This window comes from Burkholderia sp. AU39826, assembly GCF_020419965.1.
In the GTDB taxonomy this organism is placed as follows: domain Bacteria; phylum Pseudomonadota; class Gammaproteobacteria; order Burkholderiales; family Burkholderiaceae; genus Burkholderia; species Burkholderia semiarida.
On the sequence record NZ_JAIZQG010000017.1, the window covers coordinates 111,228 to 128,089 of the forward strand.

At 68.5% G+C, this 16,862-nt stretch carries 18 protein-coding genes; 9 read left to right on the forward strand and 9 right to left on the reverse strand.

The genetic code is table 11. The features are described 5' to 3' along the window. Nucleotides 1-15: 15 nt before the first annotated feature. From LGM42_RS24700 to LGM42_RS24725, 6 genes are all read right to left on the reverse strand, one after another. Nucleotides 16-603, reverse strand: a complete 588-nt coding sequence (locus LGM42_RS24700; RefSeq protein ID WP_226233485.1) for a DUF2946 family protein — start codon at nucleotides 601-603, stop codon at nucleotides 16-18. Then, nucleotides 596-1,633, reverse strand: a complete 1,038-nt coding sequence (locus LGM42_RS24705; RefSeq protein WP_059578575.1) for a hydrolase — start codon at nucleotides 1,631-1,633, stop codon at nucleotides 596-598. The genes LGM42_RS24700 and LGM42_RS24705 overlap by 8 nt, the downstream gene beginning before the upstream one ends. Before the next feature lie 33 nt (nucleotides 1,634-1,666). Next, nucleotides 1,667-2,113, reverse strand: a complete 447-nt coding sequence (locus LGM42_RS24710) for a nuclear transport factor 2 family protein (RefSeq protein ID WP_006477934.1) — start codon at nucleotides 2,111-2,113, stop codon at nucleotides 1,667-1,669. 115 nt (nucleotides 2,114-2,228) lie between these two features. Then, nucleotides 2,229-3,266: a lipopolysaccharide heptosyltransferase II gene (gene waaF / locus LGM42_RS24715; RefSeq protein ID WP_060315116.1), complete on the reverse strand. Its 1,038-nt coding sequence runs from the start codon at nucleotides 3,264-3,266 to the stop codon at nucleotides 2,229-2,231. Nucleotides 3,267-3,405: 139 nt separating this feature from the next. After that, nucleotides 3,406-3,600 (reverse strand): zinc-finger domain-containing protein, encoded by a 195-nt coding sequence (locus LGM42_RS24720; RefSeq protein WP_006482499.1) that lies wholly within the window; start codon nucleotides 3,598-3,600, stop codon nucleotides 3,406-3,408. 51 nt (nucleotides 3,601-3,651) lie between these two features. Further along, nucleotides 3,652-4,575, reverse strand: coding sequence for a branched-chain amino acid transaminase (locus LGM42_RS24725; RefSeq protein WP_011546109.1), 924 nt, complete (start codon nucleotides 4,573-4,575; stop codon nucleotides 3,652-3,654). A 207-nt stretch (nucleotides 4,576-4,782) separates the two neighbouring features. Between LGM42_RS24725 and LGM42_RS24730 the strand changes: the two genes are divergently transcribed. From LGM42_RS24730 to LGM42_RS24740, 3 genes are all read left to right on the forward strand, one after another. Continuing rightward, the gene (locus LGM42_RS24730) at nucleotides 4,783-5,538 is read left to right on the forward strand and encodes an AzlC family ABC transporter permease (RefSeq protein ID WP_099316782.1); all 756 of its coding nucleotides are present in this window, start codon (nucleotides 4,783-4,785) and stop codon (nucleotides 5,536-5,538) included. Beyond that, nucleotides 5,535-5,858, forward strand: coding sequence for an AzlD domain-containing protein (locus tag LGM42_RS24735; RefSeq protein WP_059578569.1), 324 nt, complete (start codon nucleotides 5,535-5,537; stop codon nucleotides 5,856-5,858). The genes LGM42_RS24730 and LGM42_RS24735 overlap by 4 nt, the downstream gene beginning before the upstream one ends. A gap of 279 nt (nucleotides 5,859-6,137) precedes the next feature. Further along, on the forward strand, nucleotides 6,138-7,334 hold the full coding sequence (locus LGM42_RS24740; RefSeq protein ID WP_226233486.1) for a phosphoglycerate kinase: 1,197 nt from the start codon (nucleotides 6,138-6,140) through the stop codon (nucleotides 7,332-7,334). 154 nt (nucleotides 7,335-7,488) lie between these two features. On the opposite strand, the gene LGM42_RS33095 is transcribed toward LGM42_RS24740, so the two are convergent. Beyond that, nucleotides 7,489-7,617, reverse strand: a complete 129-nt coding sequence (locus tag LGM42_RS33095; RefSeq protein WP_023476234.1) for a hypothetical protein — start codon at nucleotides 7,615-7,617, stop codon at nucleotides 7,489-7,491. Here LGM42_RS33095 and pyk point away from each other — a divergent pair. The 6 genes from pyk (at nucleotide 7,616) to LGM42_RS24770 (ending at nucleotide 14,410) form a co-directional block, all read left to right on the forward strand. Next, nucleotides 7,616-9,052 (forward strand): pyruvate kinase, encoded by a 1,437-nt coding sequence (gene pyk / locus LGM42_RS24745; protein ID WP_050014704.1) that lies wholly within the window; start codon nucleotides 7,616-7,618, stop codon nucleotides 9,050-9,052. The two genes, LGM42_RS33095 and pyk, sit on opposite strands and share 2 nt — an antisense overlap. A 305-nt stretch (nucleotides 9,053-9,357) precedes the next feature. Next, nucleotides 9,358-10,422 carry a class II fructose-bisphosphate aldolase gene (fba, locus tag LGM42_RS24750; RefSeq protein ID WP_059578563.1) on the forward strand — a complete coding sequence of 355 codons (1,065 nt, stop codon included), beginning with the start codon at nucleotides 9,358-9,360 and terminating at the stop codon, nucleotides 10,420-10,422. 233 nt (nucleotides 10,423-10,655) lie between these two features. Further along, nucleotides 10,656-11,546 (forward strand): phosphoribosylaminoimidazolesuccinocarboxamide synthase, encoded by an 891-nt coding sequence (locus LGM42_RS24755; RefSeq protein ID WP_059643078.1) that lies wholly within the window; start codon nucleotides 10,656-10,658, stop codon nucleotides 11,544-11,546. Nucleotides 11,547-11,562: 16 nt separating this feature from the next. Beyond that, complete coding sequence (gene purE / locus LGM42_RS24760) at nucleotides 11,563-12,084, forward strand: 5-(carboxyamino)imidazole ribonucleotide mutase (RefSeq protein ID WP_039360624.1); 522 nt, start codon at nucleotides 11,563-11,565, stop codon at nucleotides 12,082-12,084. 89 nt (nucleotides 12,085-12,173) lie between these two features. Continuing rightward, nucleotides 12,174-13,370, forward strand: coding sequence for a 5-(carboxyamino)imidazole ribonucleotide synthase (locus tag LGM42_RS24765; protein WP_226233487.1), 1,197 nt, complete (start codon nucleotides 12,174-12,176; stop codon nucleotides 13,368-13,370). A gap of 11 nt (nucleotides 13,371-13,381) precedes the next feature. Next, entirely contained in the window at nucleotides 13,382-14,410 is a 1,029-nt protein-coding gene (locus LGM42_RS24770; protein ID WP_059643089.1) for an L-threonylcarbamoyladenylate synthase, read from the forward strand. A gap of 89 nt (nucleotides 14,411-14,499) precedes the next feature. Here the strand turns inward: LGM42_RS24770 and LGM42_RS24775 are convergent, their stop codons facing one another. Further along, nucleotides 14,500-15,639 (reverse strand): SGNH/GDSL hydrolase family protein, encoded by a 1,140-nt coding sequence (locus LGM42_RS24775; RefSeq protein WP_226233489.1) that lies wholly within the window; start codon nucleotides 15,637-15,639, stop codon nucleotides 14,500-14,502. A 95-nt stretch (nucleotides 15,640-15,734) separates the two neighbouring features. Then, nucleotides 15,735-16,649, reverse strand: coding sequence for a sterol desaturase family protein (locus LGM42_RS24780; protein WP_059578550.1), 915 nt, complete (start codon nucleotides 16,647-16,649; stop codon nucleotides 15,735-15,737). Between the last annotated feature and the right edge of the window lie 213 nt (nucleotides 16,650-16,862).

Here is a 16,862-nt window from a genome sequence, read left to right on the forward strand (position 1 = left end):
CGGCGCCGGGGCGGGTCAGTTGCCGCTGCCGGCGGCGTCGCGTGCGTGGCGCGCCGGGCTCGCGACATAGCCGAACCGCGCGGGCACGTCGGCGCAGGCGATGCTGGCGAGCGGCAGCGTGCGGCCGTCGCGCCAGCGCAGCACGGGCGGCTCGGCATCGAAATCCGCGTGATCGGCGAATAGCCCGAGGTCGTGATCGTGCAGCGCCGCGATGCGTGGGGGTGTGCCGGCCTCGCGAAACAGCACGCCGCCGCCGTCGTCGAGCCAGGCTGCGTCCGGTTCGAACGGGGCGCCCGTCTGGTCGGTGAGCGCGAGCTGCCCGTCGCGTTCGGCGAGCCGCACGATCCACGGCGTATAGGCGAGCTCGACGTACACGCGCTGCGGCCCGTTCTGGAAGAACCACTGGCCCTGCGCGTCGCATGCGTAGTTGCGGCCGATGAACGCGTTCAGCGCCGCATGCCGGACCGGCGAGCCGAGCTCGCCGGCCGCCTGCGCCGCGTCGTCGCGCAGCCGCCATGTGCCGCGCCGGTCGAGCAGCAGCCAGCCGGTGCAATGCGGCACGTTCGGCCATTTGGCGAGCGCCTGCCTGACGATGTCATCCATGGTCGACGAATTTCGAGCAATAACCGAACACCCGCGCCGACAGCCAGTCGAGGCGGCCGGGAAACGGGCCGGTCATGAAGCCCGCATGGCCGCCGTGCGCGGGCTGGTCGAGCTCGACGGCCGGCGACACGTCGGCGGCGCCCGGCAGTGCGGACTCGGGCAGGAACGGATCGTTGCGCGCGTTGAGCAGCAGCGTGGGCACGTCGATCGCGCGCAGCAGCGGGCGGGTCGTGGCCTGTGTCCAGTAGTCGTCCGCGTTCGCGAAGCCGTGCAGCGGTGCGGTCACGACTTCGTCGAAGTCGCGCATCGTCACGGCCCGCAGCATCGCGTCGCGATCGAACAGCCCCGGATACTGCTCGAGCTTCGCGAGTCCCTTGCGTTTCAGCGTCTTCAGGAAGCTGCGCGTGTAGACCATCGCGAACCCTTGCGACAGCGCGCGGCCGCCCGCGTGCACGTCGATCGGCGTCGAGATCGCGGCGGCGGCGCGCACGATCGACGTGTCGCTGCGATGCTCGCCGAGCCAGCGCAGCAGCACGTTGCCGCCGAGCGATACGCCGGCCGCGACCAGCGGCCCGCGATGCTGCCCGGCGAGCCGGCGCAGGATCCAGTCGACCTCGGCGCTGTCCGCGAGATGGTAGAAGCGCGGCTGGCGGTTGATCTCGCCGCTGCAACTGCGAAAGTGGGGGACGACGGCGTGCCAGCCCTTCGCGCGCGCGGCGGCCATCATCGCGAGCGCGTAGTGCGAGCCTGAGCTGCCTTCGAGGCCGTGGAACAGCACGAACAGCGGCGCGTCGGGCGCCGGCGCCGCGCTGTCGAGGTGCGCGACCCAGTCGAGATCGATGAAGTCGTGGTCGGGCGTCTCCCATCGCTCTCGCCGGTAGGCGACAACCGGACGCCGCGCGAACAGCGCGGGCACGATGGTTTGCACATGGCTATTGGGTAGCCAGCGCGGTGCGCGATAGCGCAGTGTGTCGTCGGCGGGGGCCGGGGCCCCGGTCAGCGGCGAGGTGGGCGGAGAAGCCGTACTCATGATCGCCCCGCTAATGCGTTGCTTCGTTTTTCGTCAGTGCAGCGGACCCTGCCCATGACGGATCTTCGCGGCGAATTGTCCGGCCGCCTGTTCGGGAATCGGGCTCGCGTGGATGTGCGCGATCCGCCACTCGCCACGTTCGTGGATCATCACGTACGTCGCGAAAACCATGTCGGGTTCGGCCGTCAGGTCGGCCTGCTGATGCGCTTCGGCGATCGTATAGACGACCGTGCCGAGGCTGTCGTACACGCGGATGTCGAGCGGCTCGATCGTGACCGGGCGCGTCGCGAGCCGGTTGGCGAGCCCGCCGCGGATCTGGTCGAGACCGTGCAGATGCTCGCCGTCCGCCCAGACGCAGCTGGCGAAATCCTCGTCGATCCACAACGCCAGCAGCGCGTCGAGATTGGCATCCGCGACGGCCTGGTAGTAGGCGTTCAGCGTATCGGCAGCGGCTTCGAAGAGGCGGGCAAAACGTGGCATCGGGGTTGTCTCTCGCGCGCGTCGCGCGCCGTATTCAGCGCGGCGGCCCGGATGGAGCCGCCGCACACCGGTGAATCGGATTGCCCGGCGCGCCGTGCGGCGCTGCCGGCCAGGGTCAGCGCTGCCCGACGAGCATGCCGCGCAAATCGCCGAATACCTGCTCGGGACCGAGTTCGCGCAGGCAGTTCAGGTGGCCGAGCGGGCACTCGCGTTCGAAGCAGGGACTGCATTCGAGATGTAACCATTGTACCTTCGCCAGGTCCGACAGCGGAGGGGTATGGCGCGGATCGGTCGATCCGTACAACGCGACGAGCGGCCGGCGCAACGCGGCCGCGACGTGCATCAGCCCCGAATCGTTGGTGACGACCGCGTTCGCGCGCGCGATCAGCGCGCACGCCTCGGACAACGACGTCTGCCCGCACAGGTTGCGCACGTTCGGCGCGTGGTCGGCGATCGCCTGCGCGGCCGCGGCGTCCTTCTGCGAGCCGAGCGCGACGATCTGCGTATACGGGAACGACTGGTGGACGATGGTCGCGAGCGACGCGAAGTGCTCGGGCGGCCAGCGCTTGGCCGGGCCGTATTCGGCGCCCGGGCAGAACACGACGAGCGGCTTGCGTGTATCGAGATTGAAACGTGCGGACACGCGCGCCGTCTCGTTCAGGTCGGCGTCGAGGCGCGGCGCGGGCAGGGTTTTCATCGACTCGGGCAGCTTCGCGCCCGGCGCGTACGCGAGCGCCGCGTAGTGGGTGGTCATCGGCGGCCGCTCGCCCGACTTGTCGGGGTTCGCGTGCCGCACGTTCAGCAGCCCGTAGCGGTGCTCGCCCGTATAGCCGATCCGCAGCGGGATGTTCGCGAGCCACGGGATCACCGCGGACTTCAGCGAATTCGGCAGCACGTACGCCGCGTCGTAGCCGACGTCGCGCAGGTCGCTCGCGAGCTGCCAGCGGCGCAGCAGCTGCAGCTTGCCGTGCGCGAGATCGGTCGCGTGGACATCGTGGATCTCGGGCATCCGCTCGAGCACGGGCGCGACCCACGACGGTGCGACGGCATCGATCGCGATGCGGGGATGGAGTTTCTTCAGCAGCGCAAAAAGCGGCTGCGCCATCAATGCGTCACCGATCCAGTTCGGTGCGATAACCAGCGCTCGACGCATCAGGTCGACTTCCGATGTCGTAATGAAGCACGGCGCGCGGGCGCCGCGTTCGGGTTGCCAGAATGGGAAAGGGCGGCGCGCCGGGCGTCCGGCTGCGCCGCCTTGCGGGTCGGCGGGCCGTGAGGCCCGGCGCCGGGGCTCAGTGGCCCTTGACGACCTCGCCGTCGCGCAGCTTGTAGCGCGTGCCGCAGTACGGGCAGCGCGCCTCGCCGTGCGACACGTCGATGAACACGCGCGGGTGCGCGTTCCAGCGCGTCATGGCCGGGTTCGGGCAGTAGGCGGGGAGATCCTTGGCCGTCAGCTCGACCAGCGGCATTTCCTTGATTTCGCTCATGAGACTTTCTCTTGTCACTCTTTGTGTGGGGCGGTCGGTGGCGCGGCGCGCTCAGACCTTCGTCAGCCAGTGCGCGTACTTCGCGTTCTTGCCCGACACGATATCGAAAAACGCCGACTGGAGCTTTTCCGTGACGGGGCCGCGCGCGCCGCTGCCGATCGTGCGGTTGTCGAGCTCGCGGATCGGCGTGACTTCGGCGGCCGTGCCGGTGAAGAACGCTTCGTCGGCCGTGTAGACCTCGTCGCGCGTGATGCGCTTCTCGATGACCTCGATGCCGGCGTCCTTCGCGAGCGTGATGACCGTGTCGCGCGTGATGCCGTCGAGGCACGACGATAGATCCGGCGTGTACAGCTTGCCGTTGTTCACGAGGAAGAAGTTCTCGCCGGAGCCTTCGGACACGTAGCCGTCGACGTCGAGCAGCAGCGCTTCGTCGTAGCCGTCGGCCGTTGCTTCCTGGTTCGCGAGGATCGAGTTCACGTACCAGCCCGACGCCTTCGCGCGCACCATCGACACGTTCACGTGGTGGCGCGTGAACGACGACGTCTTCACGCGGATGCCCTTCGCGAGGCCGTCCTCGCCGAGGTATGCGCCCCACGGCCACGCGGCGATCGCGACGTGGATGGTATTGCCCTTCGCGGCCACGCCGAGCTTTTCGGAGCCGACCCAGATGATCGGGCGCAGGTAGCACGACTCGAGCCGGTTCTCGCGCACGACCGCGAGTTGCGCGGCTTCGAGCGTTTCGCGGTCGAACGGCACGTCCATCTGGAAGATCTTCGCCGAATTCAGCAGACGTTTGGTGTGCTCGCGCAGGCGGAAGATCGCGGTGCCGCCGTCGGCCGTCTTGTACGCGCGCACGCCCTCGAAGACGCCCATGCCGTAGTGCAGCGTGTGGGTCAGGACGTGGATCTTGGCGTCGCGCCAGTCGATCAGCTTGCCGTCCATCCAGATCTTGCCGTCGCGGTCGGCCATTGACATACGATTCTCCTGGAAGCGGTGATGTGCTGCGGGTGGTATGCAGCGTTGAGCCGGAAAGACGGTTATTTTAGCGTCATTTGGGGGCGATCCGGTCGGACGGCACGGAGCCGGCGCTATAATCGTCCGGTACCGATTCCAATAACGACGGGCCGCACCGGCAGGAGGCGCCGGCGTCCCGACGAACCGCCCGCCGCGGCCCGCTTTCCCATGCTCGCTCGATTGTCCGCCACCGACCGCTTCGCGCTGATTCAGGGCGCGCGCGACTATTCCCCGACACTGATGGCGATCCTGTCCTGGGGGCTCGTCACCGGCATCGCGATGAGCAAGTCCGTGATGACGCTCGGGCAGGCGAGCGCGATGTCGCTGTTCGTCTACGCGGGCTCGTCGCAGCTCGCCGTGCTGCCGCTCCTCGCGGCGAAGCTGCCGATCTGGACCGTGCTGCTCACGGCCGCGATGGTCAACCTGCGCTTCGTGATCTTCAGCGCCGGGCTGGCGCCCCATTTCTCCTACCTGCCGCTGTGGCGGCGTCTCGCGATCGGCTATTTCAACGGCGACGTGATCTACCTGCTGTTCCAGAAACAGGGCTTCGCGTACGGCCGCGTGCCAGGCAAGGAAGCGTATTTCTGGGGGATGGCGCTCGCGAGCTGGGCGTCGTGGCAGGTGTCGTCGCTCGCCGGCATCCTGCTCGCGAGCGTCTTTCCCGCGAGCTGGGGGCTGGAACTGGCCGGCACGCTCGCGCTGATTCCGATCATGGTGTCGGCGGTCGCGAACCGCTCGACGCTCGCGGCGGTCGCGGTCGCGGGCATCGTGTCGCTGATCGCGTTCGACCTGCCGTACCGGCTCGCGCTGCCGCTCGCGGTGCTCGCCGCGCTCGCGGCCGGCTGCACGGCCGACTTCTTCGTCGAGCGGGCCGACTGGCGGCGCATCCGTACCGAAACCGTGCATGAAAAGGAAGTCGAATGAGCGCGACCGAGATCTGGATCGTCATCGTCGGGATGACGATCGTCACGGCCGTCACGCGCGCGCTGTTCCTGATCGGCGGCGAGCGTACCGTGCTGCCCGAACGCGCGCAGCGCGCGCTGCGCTACGCGCCGGCCGCCGCGCTGGTCGCCGTCGTGCTGCCCGATGTGCTCGAAACGCCGGCCGGGCTGTCGTTCGCGCTGTCCAACCATCCGTTCTACGCGGCGCTCGCCGGCCTCGGCTGGTTTCTGTGGCGGCGCAGCATGCTCGGCACGATCGTCGTGGGGATGCTCGTGTTCACCCTCCTGCGCCTGATCTTCTGATGGGCCGCCGTTCCGGTTCGGCGCATGCCGTCCGGCTGCGCGCATGCATTGTTGCGTTGCAGCAATGCGTCGCTACCGGCGCGTCATCCCAAATAGGCGGAATTCGCCGCCGCACGGGTCAGTCTGCCGGGTGGATCGGCTAGAATGCCCGTTCGAGATTTTGACCCGTGCGCGTCATGCGAACCGCCAGCCACGGCCGCATCCGGCGCCCTTTCGCGGCAGCCCGCGCACGTCCAGCGTGAACCCCTTTTCCCCATCCACTACTTCAATCTGTTCAACATGAGCCAAGTCAAGCGTCTTACCGACCTGATCGCCGCCGGCCAGCTCGCCGGCAAGCGGGTGTTCATCCGCGCCGACCTGAACGTCCCGCAGGACGATCACGGCAACATCACCGAGGACACGCGCGTGCGTGCGTCCGTGCCGGCCATCCAGGCCGCGCTCGATGCCGGCGCGGCCGTGATGGTCACGTCGCACCTCGGCCGTCCGACCGAAGGCGAATTCAAGCCGGAAGACTCGCTCGCGCCGGTCGCGAAGCGTCTCGCCGAACTGCTCGGCCGCGACGTGCCGCTGGTGTCGAACTGGGTCGAGAACGGCGTGAACGTCGCGTCGGGCCAGGTCGTGCTGCTCGAGAACTGCCGCGTGAACAAGGGCGAGAAGAAGAATTCGGACGAGCTCGCGCAGAAGATGGCGAAGCTCTGCGACGTGTACGTGAACGATGCGTTCGGCACCGCGCACCGCGCGGAAGCGACCACGCACGGGATCGCGAAGTACGCGCCCGTCGCCTGCGCGGGCCCGCTGCTGGCCGCCGAACTCGACGCGCTCGGCAAGGCGCTCGGCAACCCGGCGCGCCCGCTGGTGGCGATCGTCGCGGGTTCGAAGGTGTCGACCAAGCTGACCATCCTGAAGTCGCTGGCCGGCAAGGTCGACCAGCTGATCGTCGGCGGCGGCATCGCGAACACGTTCATGCTTGCGGCCGGCCTGTCGATCGGCAAGTCGCTCGCGGAAGCCGATCTCGTCGCCGAGGCGAAGGCGATCATCGACGAAGCGCGCGAGCGCGGCGCGTCGGTGCCGATCCCGACCGACGTCGTCACCGCGAAGGAATTCTCGCCGACGGCCGCGGCCACGGTGAAGCAGGTCGCCGACATCGAAGCGGACGACATGATCCTCGACATCGGCCCCGATACGGCCCGCGCGCTCGCGAGCCAGCTCGAGAAGGCCGGCACGATCGTGTGGAACGGCCCGGTCGGCGTGTTCGAATTCGACCAGTTCGGCAACGGCACCAAGACGCTCGCCGAAGCGATCGCCAAATCGTCCGCGTTCTCGATCGCGGGCGGCGGCGACACGCTCGCGGCCATCGCGAAGTACGGCATCCACGACCAGGTCAGCTACATCTCGACGGGCGGCGGCGCCTTCCTCGAGTTCCTCGAGGGGAAGAAGCTGCCGGCGGTGGAAGTGCTCGAAACGCGGGCGGCCTGAGCGTGGCGGCGCGCGCAGGGGTGAAGGCCGCGCGCTCCGCGAAAGCGGAGCAGCCGGCCGGCGCGGGCAAGCGCACACGCGCACCCGCGCGGGCGAACACCGCCCCGCGCGCACCGGCGGCCGCCGGCGACGCGGCCGTGCAGCACCACGAGATTCAGAACAAAGCGATGCCGGGCGCCAGCACCGGCACGCTCCCCGGAGCGGCGGCCGCTGGGCCTGCCGCTTCCGGCTCTCGCAGCGTTTCACCCAGCGCATCCACCTTGATCCAGATGAGGAGTTTCATGCAGCGCGCCACCAAGATAGTCGCCACGATCGGCCCGGCTTCCAGTTCGCCGGAGATTCTGCTGCAGATGATGCAGGCCGGGCTCGACGTCGTGCGGCTCAATTTTTCGCACGGCACGGCCGACGATCACCGCCAGCGCGCCGAAATGGTGCGCGAGGCCGCCCGCAAGGTTGGCCGCGAGATCGCGATCATGGCCGACCTCCAGGGCCCGAAGATCCGCGTCGGCAAGTTCGAGAACGGCAAGACCACGCTCGTGCCGGGGCAGCCGTTCATTCTCGATGCGGGCTGTGAGCTCGGCAACGACGAGCGCGTCGGCCTCGACTACAAGGAGCTGCCGCGCGACCTGAAGCCGGGCGACCTGCTGCTGCTGAACGACGGTCTGATCGTGCTGACCGTCGAGCGCGTGCTCGGCGACGAGATCCACACGATCGTCAAGGTGGGCGGCGAGCTGTCGAACAACAAGGGGATCAACCGCCAGGGCGGCGGCTTGTCGGCCCCGGCGCTGACCGCGAAGGACATGGAAGACATCCGCACCGCGATGTCGCTCGGCGCGGACCTCGTCGCGGTGTCGTTCCCGAAGAACGCGACCGACATGGAAATGGCGCGCCAGCTCGCGAACATCGCGGGCGCGCCGTACGGCATCAAGCCGAAGATGATCGCGAAGATCGAGCGCGCGGAGGCGATCCCGGCGCTGCAGAGCATCCTCGACGCATCCGACGGCATCATGGTCGCGCGCGGCGATCTCGCGGTGGAAGTGGGCAACGCGGCCGTGCCGGCGCTGCAGAAGCGGATGATCCGGATGGCGCGCGAGTCGAACAAGCTCGTGATCACCGCGACGCAGATGATGGAATCGATGATCTACGCGCCCGTGCCGACCCGCGCGGAAGTGTCCGACGTCGCGAACGCGGTGCTCGACGGCACGGATGCGGTGATGCTGTCGGCCGAGACGGCCGCCGGCAAGTACCCGGTCGTCACGATCGAGACGATGGCGGCCGTGTGCGTCGAGGCGGAAAAGTCGGAAGAAGTCGAACTGGACAAGGATTTCCTCGACCGCACGTTCACGCGGATCGACCAGTCGATCGCGATGGGCGCGCTGTTCACCGCGTACCACCTGGGCGCGAAGGCGATCATCGCGCTGACCGAATCGGGCGCGACCGCGCTGTGGATGTCGCGTCACTACACGCACGTGCCGATCTTCGCGCTGACGCCGCGCGTCGGCAGCGAGCGCACGATGGCGCTGTACCGCAACGTGACGCCGCTGCACGTCGACTTCAACAGCGACCGCGATTCGGCGCTGCAGGCGGCGCTCGAGATCGTCGTCAAGCAGGGTTACGTGCAGCACGGCGACATGGTCGTGCTGACCGTCGGCGAGCCGATGGGGCAGGCGGGCGGTACCAACACGCTGAAGATCGTGCGGGTCGGCGAGCACTATTGAGCGCCGGCTGAGCCTTCTCGAGCCGGCGGCCGGATTGTCAGGAATCGAACTGGCACCGTTTTTTTACGCGCAAGCCGCGCGGGGTCCGAAGCCCCGCGCGGCTTTTTTTCTCCTTTTTGGCCGGATTGTGCCGTGCGAACGTAACAAATTGCGAGCGGGGGCCACCGGGCGGTCGGAATCGGAGGCGCTTCGCGATAAAATGCGGCTATTCGACGCTCAGCCGCGCCGCGCCGTCCCGGTTCAGCCGGGAGCGAGCGCCGCGCCGGCGTCAGGGCGCACCGGTTTTCATTCCAAGGAGTTCCACAATGCCTCTCGTATCAATGCGTCAATTGCTGGACCACGCGGCAGAGCACGGTTACGGCCTGCCGGCCTTCAACGTGAACAATCTGGAGCAGGTTCAGGCGATCATGGCGGCGGCGGACCAGGTCGGCGCGCCCGTGATCATGCAGGCATCGGCCGGCGCGCGTAAGTATGCGGGCGAGCCGTTTCTGCGCCACCTGATCGAAGCAGCGGTCGAATCGTATCCGCACATCCCGGTCGTGATGCACCAGGATCACGGCCAGTCGCCGGCGGTCTGCATGGCCGCGATCCGCAGCGGCTTCACGAGCGTGATGATGGACGGTTCGCTCGAAGCCGACGGCAAGACGGTCGCGTCGTACGAGTACAACGTCGACGTGTCGCGCAAGGTCGTCGAGATGGCGCACTCGATCGGCGTGACGGTCGAGGCCGAACTCGGCGTGCTCGGCTCGCTCGAGACGATGAAGGGCGACAAGGAAGACGGCCACGGCGCGGAAGGCACGATGACCCGCGAGCAGCTGCTGACCGATCCGGAGCAGGCCGCCGACTTCGTGAAGCTCACGCAGTGCGATGCGCTCGCGATCGCGATCGGCACGTCGCACGGCGCGTACAAGTTCACGAAGAAGCCGACGGGCGACATCCTGTCGATCCAGCGCATCAAGGAAATTCACGCGCGCATCCCGAACACGCACCTCGTGATGCACGGTTCGTCGTCGGTGCCGCAGGAGCTGCTGGCCGAGATCCGCGAATTCGGCGGCGACATGAAGGAAACCTACGGCGTGCCGGTCGAGGAAATCCAGGAAGGTATCAAGCACGGCGTGCGCAAGATCAACATCGACACCGACCTGCGTCTCGCGATCACCGGCGCGATTCGCCGCTACCTGTTCGAGAACCCGGGCAAGTTCGATCCGCGCGACTACCTGAAGCCCGCGCGCGAAGCGGCGAAGAAGGTGTGCGTCGACCGTTACCTCGCGTTCGGCTGCGAAGGCCAGGCCGCGAAGATCAAGCCGGTGTCGCTCGACAAGATCGCCGAGCAGTACAAGTCGGGCGCGCTCGCACAGGTCGTGCGCTGAGACTGTAGTACGATTGCCCCGCCCGGTTCTGCCGCCGGGCACGGGCTGGCCGCCCGGTCGGCCGGATTCGATCCGGCCCCGGCAGCCGTTCCGTCCGGCCGAACGAGGGCCGGCCGGCAGCCGCCCGGGCGCTGCGCCCGCCGGTTCGCCGACGTATTGCAATACCGCCGTTCCCGCCTGCCGCGGGGAACGGCGTTTCCCTTTTTGTTTGGCTCCTTATCTGCGAAAAGACGATGTCTACCCTTTACGAATCCACGCTCCGCTCGCTGCCGCTCCTCGGTCGCGGCAAGGTTCGCGACAACTACGCGGTCGGCAACGACAAGCTCCTGATCGTCACGACCGATCGCCTGTCGGCCTTCGACGTGGTGATGGGCGAGCCGATTCCGAACAAGGGCCGCGTGCTGAACCAGATGGCCAACTTCTGGTTCGACAAGCTCGCGCACATCGTGCCGAACCACCTGACGGGCGACGCGCCGGAAGCGGTCGTTGCGGCCGACGAGGTCGAGCAGGTGAAGGGCCGCGGCGTGGTCGTCAAGCGCCTCGAGCCGATCATGATCGAAGCGGTCGTGCGCGGCTATCTGGCCGGCAGCGGCTGGAAGGAATACCAGGCGTCGGGCGCCGTGTGCGGCGTGCAGCTGCCGGAAGGCCTGCAGAACGCGCAGAAGCTGCCCGAGCCGATCTTCACGCCGGCCGCGAAGGCCGAGATGGGCGAGCACGACGAGAACATCACGTTCGAGGAAACCGAGCGCCGCATCGGCACCGAGCTGGCCGCGACGATTCGCGACATCTCGATCCGCCTGTACAAGGAAGCGGCCGACTACGCGGCGACGCGCGGCATCATCATCGCCGACACGAAGTTCGAATTCGGCCTCGACAACCACGGCAAGCTGTACCTGATGGACGAAGTGCTGACCGCCGATTCGTCGCGCTTCTGGCCGGCCGACCAGTACCAGGTCGGCACCAATCCGCCGTCGTTCGACAAGCAGTTCGTGCGTGACTGGCTCGAGGCGCAGCCGTGGGGCAAGACGGCGCCGGCGCCGGCGCTGCCGGCCGACGTCGTCGAGAAGACGGCCGCGAAGTACCAGGAAGCGCTCGAGCGCATCACGGGCCAATCGCTCGCCTGACCAGAAGGAACACGAAATGAGTGAAGTCCAGACCGCCCACACGCACAGCGCGCCGCTCGTCGGCGTGCTGATGGGTTCGAGTTCCGACTGGGACGTGATGAAGCATGCGGTCGCCATCCTGCAGGAATTCGGCGTGCCGTACGAAGCGAAGGTCGTGTCCGCACACCGGATGCCCGACGAGATGTTCGACTATGCGGAGAAGGCGCGCGAGCGCGGGCTGCGCGCGATCATCGCGGGCGCCGGCGGCGCCGCGCACCTGCCCGGCATGCTGGCCGCGAAGACCACGGTGCCCGTGCTCGGCGTGCCGGTCGCGAGCAAGTACCTGAAGGGCGTCGATTCGCTGCACTCGATCGTGCAGATGCCGAAGGGCGTGCCGGTCGCGACGTTCGCGATCGGCGAGGCCGGCGCCGCGAATGCCGCATTGTTCGCGGTGTCGATCCTGTCCGGTAATTCGGTCGACTACGCGAACCGGCTCGCCGCGTTCCGCGTGCGCCAGAACGAAGCCGCGCATGCGATGGTGCTGCCGCCGCTGGAATGACGGCATGGCGCGCGGCCGCATGACGCGGCCCGCGCCGGATTTTCCCCACTGCGGCGGGCATCCGCGTTCCGCCGCGACCGACCACTGACATGACCGCAACTCCTGATTCCGTTTCCCCGATCCTGCCCGGCGCGTGGCTGGGCATGGTCGGCGGCGGCCAGCTCGGCCGCATGTTCTGCTTTGCCGCCCAGTCGATGGGCTATCGCGTCGCCGTGCTCGACCCCGATCCGGCGAGCCCCGCGGGCGCGGTCGCCGATCGGCACCTGCGCGCGGCGTACGACGACGAAGCCGCGCTCGCCGAACTGGCCGGCCTGTGCCAGGCCGTATCGACGGAATTCGAGAACGTGCCGGCCGCGAGCCTCGATTTCCTCGCGCGCACGACGTTCGTCGCGCCGGCCGGCCGCTGTGTCGCCGTCGCGCAGGACCGGATCGCGGAGAAGCGTTTCATCGAGGCGTCCGGCGTGCCGGTCGCGCCGCACGTCGTGATCGAATCGGCGGCGGCGCTCGCCGCGCTCGACGATGCCGCGCTCGGCGCCGTGCTGCCGGGCATCCTGAAGACGGCCCGCCTGGGTTACGACGGCAAGGGCCAGGTGCGCGTCGCCACCGCGCAGGAAGCACGCGACGCGCATGCCGCGCTCGGCGGCGTGCCGTGCGTGCTGGAGAAGCGCTTGCCGCTGAAATACGAAGTGTCGGCGCTGATCGCGCGCGGCGCGGACGGCCGTTCGGCCGCGTTCCCGCTCGCGCAGAACGTGCATCACAACGGCATTCTCGCGTTGACGATCGTGCCGGCGCCGGCCGCCGATGCGGCGCGCGTCGAGGAAGCGCAGCAGGCGGCCATCCGGATCGCCGATACGCTCGGCTACGTCGGCGTGCTGTGCGTCGAATTCTTCGTGCTGGAGGACGGCTCGTTCGTCGCGAACGAAATGGCGCCGCGCCCGCACAACTCCGGCCACTACACGGTCGATGCGTGCGCGACGAGCCAGTTCGAGCAGCAGGTGCGCGCGATGACGCGCATGCCGCTCGGCAATCCGCGCCAGCATTCGCCGGCCGCGATGCTGAACATTCTCGGCGACGTGTGGTTCCCCGACGGCGCGGCGGCCGAGGCCGTCACGCCGCCGTGGGACACGGTCGCCGCGATGCCGGCCGCGCACCTGCACCTGTACGGCAAGGAAGAAGCGCGCGTCGGCCGCAAGATGGGCCACGTGAACTTCACGGCCGAGACGCGCGACGAAGCCGTCGCCGCCGCCCACGCGTGCGCGCAACTGCTGCGCGTGCCGCTCGACTGAGGCGCGGGCCGATGTCCATCGATCTCCCAAAGCACGTGACGCCCGCGCAGATCGACGCGGCCGCCGCGTTGCTCGACGCGGGCCAGCTCGTCGCGTTTCCGACCGAAACCGTGTACGGGCTCGGCGGCGACGCGGCGAATCCCGAAGCCGTCGCGCGCATCTATGCGGCGAAGGGGCGGCCCGCGAACCATCCGGTGATCGTGCATCTGCCGCCCGGCGGCGATCCCGGCTACTGGGCCGACGGTCTGCCGGCCGACGCGCAGGCGCTGATCGATGCATTCTGGCCGGGGCCGCTCACGCTGATCCTGAAGCGTCACGCGCGCATTCCCGACGCCGTCAGCGGCGGCCAGGATTCGGTCGGGCTGCGCTGCCCGTCGCATCCGGTCGCGCAGGCGCTGCTGGCCGCGTTCAGCGCGCGGCGCGGCGGCCACGGCGGCGTGGCCGCGCCGTCCGCGAACCGGTTCGGCCACGTGAGCCCGACGACCGCGCAACACGTGCGCGACGAATTCGGCGACACCGTGCACGTGCTCGACGGCGGCGCGTCCGACGTCGGCATCGAGTCGACGATTCTCGACCTGTCGCGCGGTTTCCCGGCGCTGCTGCGTCCGGGCCACGTGACGCCGCAACAGATCGCCGACGTGCTCGGCCGCGCGCCGACACTGCCGGACGGCAGCGATGCGACGGCACCACGCGCGTCCGGCACGCTGAAAGCGCATTACGCGCCGCGCACGCCGCTCGCGCTGCTGCCGTTCGACGCGCTCGAGCCGCTGCTCGCGGCCGCGCAAACCGACGGCGAACGCGTCGCGCTCGTCGCGCGTGCGTCACGGGCAGGGCACTGGGCGCAGGCCGACGGCGTGCATTTCATCGCGGCGCCGGAAGATCCGCAGGCCTATGCGCGCGAGCTGTACGGGATGCTGCGGGCGCTCGATCGCGCGCAGGTCGCGCGCATCCTCGTCGAGAAGCTGCCCGAGACCGTCGAATGGATCGCGGTCAACGATCGCCTCGGCCGCGCGGCGGCCGCGTTCGAAGCGCGCGACTGACGCATCCGTCCTCATCCGTCCGCACCAACGAAAAACGCCCGACCGGCGAACCCGGTCGGGCGTTTGCGTTGGGGCGCGTGGCCGGCGGCTTACTTGCCGACGCCCGCCTTCGCGATCTGCTGTTCGACGTACTGCGCGAACAGCGCATGCAGGCGCGTCGTCGGGTGGACCGTGTCGGCGAACATGTAGGTCTGGTCCGCATTCGCGACCGTGTAGTTCTGCGGCGAGCAGAACAGCGACGAGCCGAACGCGGTCGCGTTCGCGACGCCGTACTGCGTGGCGGCCTGGACCATCGCCTTCAGGTTGCACGCGGTGTCGGTATTCGACACGCTGAAGCCGTTCGCCTGGAAGTTGGCCGCGATCCCGTCCTGCCACGTGAACGAATCGACCACCGCGACCTTCGTCGGGTCGACCTTCAGCGCGGCGAGCGTGCCGGCCAGCGTCTTGTTGAACAGCCCCGACAGTTGCGTGAACGCGGCCTGCGTGCCGCCCTGCAACGCGAGCGGCGTGCCGCCGATGTCCGGCACGTTCGCGACGAACACGTGCGTGGCGCCCGCCGCGACGATCTGCTGGACGATCCCGCCGAGTTGCTGCGCGGCCAGGCCGATCGCCTGGGCCGCGGCGAGCTGCGCGGCCGGCGTGTTGCCTTGCGCCTGCGCGACCTGCGCCTGGTAGAAGATGTCGTTCGCGCCGCCGTTGATCAGCACGATCTGGCCGGCGTTGAAGCTGCCGTGCTGCGTCAGGTACTGCTTGACCTGGTCGGCGATCGGCGTGGTGGTCGCCTGCGCGTAGTCGGAGTTCGGCACGCTGGCGTCCGCATGGCCGATGCCCGGCTGCAGCGTCACGCGCGAGCCGCCCTGCGCGTAGCCGAGGCCGCCGGTGGCCTGCAGCGGGATGCCGAAGCCGCCCTGGTTCGCGGGCTGCAGCGTGTCGCCGTAATATTGCGCGACGTTCTGCGTCCATACCTGGCCCGGGTTGGTCGTGAAGCGGCCGCCGCCGAAGCCGAGCTTGATCTGCGAGTAGGTGCCGACGTCGGACAGGCTGTCGCCGAACGACACGATCTGCATCTTCACGCCCGACGGCGGCGTGTTCGACGCGCTGCTGTTGTTGTTGTCATCGCCGCCGCCGCACGCGGCGAGCAGCGCGAGCGCGGCCCCGGCGATCGCGATCCGCGCGGTGCGCAGCATGCGCTGACGCGTGCGGGAAGGTGCGTGTTGTTGTGTCTGCATCGTTCTATCTCCTCGTAGATATGGCCTGATGTGTTTCTCATCTGCCGCGTGCCTGCTCGGTTCCGGGCTGCGCGGCGGCCGTTGGCTGAAACGGTTTATCGGTCGCGCACGGCCGCTGTCGGCACTGTGCGCGGATCCTGGTTCGCGGCCTCGGCAATCTGCGCATGATAAGCGCTCGCCCATTCGGGCGGGCCGAAAATCGCGCGCAGCTTGTTGCGCCATCCGCCGACGCGCCACGCGTCGGACGCCATCGACACCCACTCGTGGAACGTCGCGACGAACGGGTTGTTCGAGCCGAGCCGCTCGACGATCCCGTACCGCGGCGGATCGTCGGGCGTTTCCTCGACATAGCTGCCGAACAGGCGATCCCAGATCACCAGGACGCCTGCGTAATTGCGGTCGATGTAGCGGGGATTGCGCGCGTGGTGCGCGCGGTGGATCGACGGCGTGTTCAGCACGTATTCGAGCCAGCCGAGCTTGCCGATCGCCTGCGTGTGCACGAAGAACTGGAACGCGAGGTTGATCAGCACGATGCCGACGACCTGTTGCGGCGGAAAGCCGGCGAACGCGAGCGGCAGCCAGAACAGCCACATGCCCGCGACCGGATACATCAGGCTCTGGCGGAAGGCGGTCGAGAAGTTCATTCGTTCGGACGAGTGGTGCACGACGTGCGCGGCCCACAGCCAGCGCACGCGATGGCTCGCGCGATGAAACACGTAGTAGAGGAAGTCCTGCGCGACGAACAGCACCGCGAACGACAGCCAGCCGTCGTGCCACGTGTGGACGCGATAGTGCCGGTAGCAGTACGCATAGACGGGAATCACGAACAGCCACGCGAGCTTGTCGGCGGCCTGGTGCATCAGCGCGAGCGCCGCGTTGCACAGCGTGTCGCGCCATGCATAGATGCGGTCCTGCGCACGGGTGCGGGCGAGGTGCCAGGCCTCCCACGCGATGCAGAGCAGGAAGACGGGCGCCAGCGCGAGCAGAAGCAATTCGACGTCGAATCGCATGGGCGTGTCTCCTTCGTTCCCCTGCAAGCCTTGAGGCCGGGCGTATGGCCCGTTGTAGATATCGTCAGGCCAACAGCCTACGCAATCGCCACGCGCTAGGCGAGGGGGCAGCGTAGAGGGTTCCCTCTGAGGACAGGGTTTCTACGGAATCCGTACTGCACGGGGCCCGGCGGTACGGCCCCGTTTTGTGGGGCAGGGCGCGCGCGCGGCGCA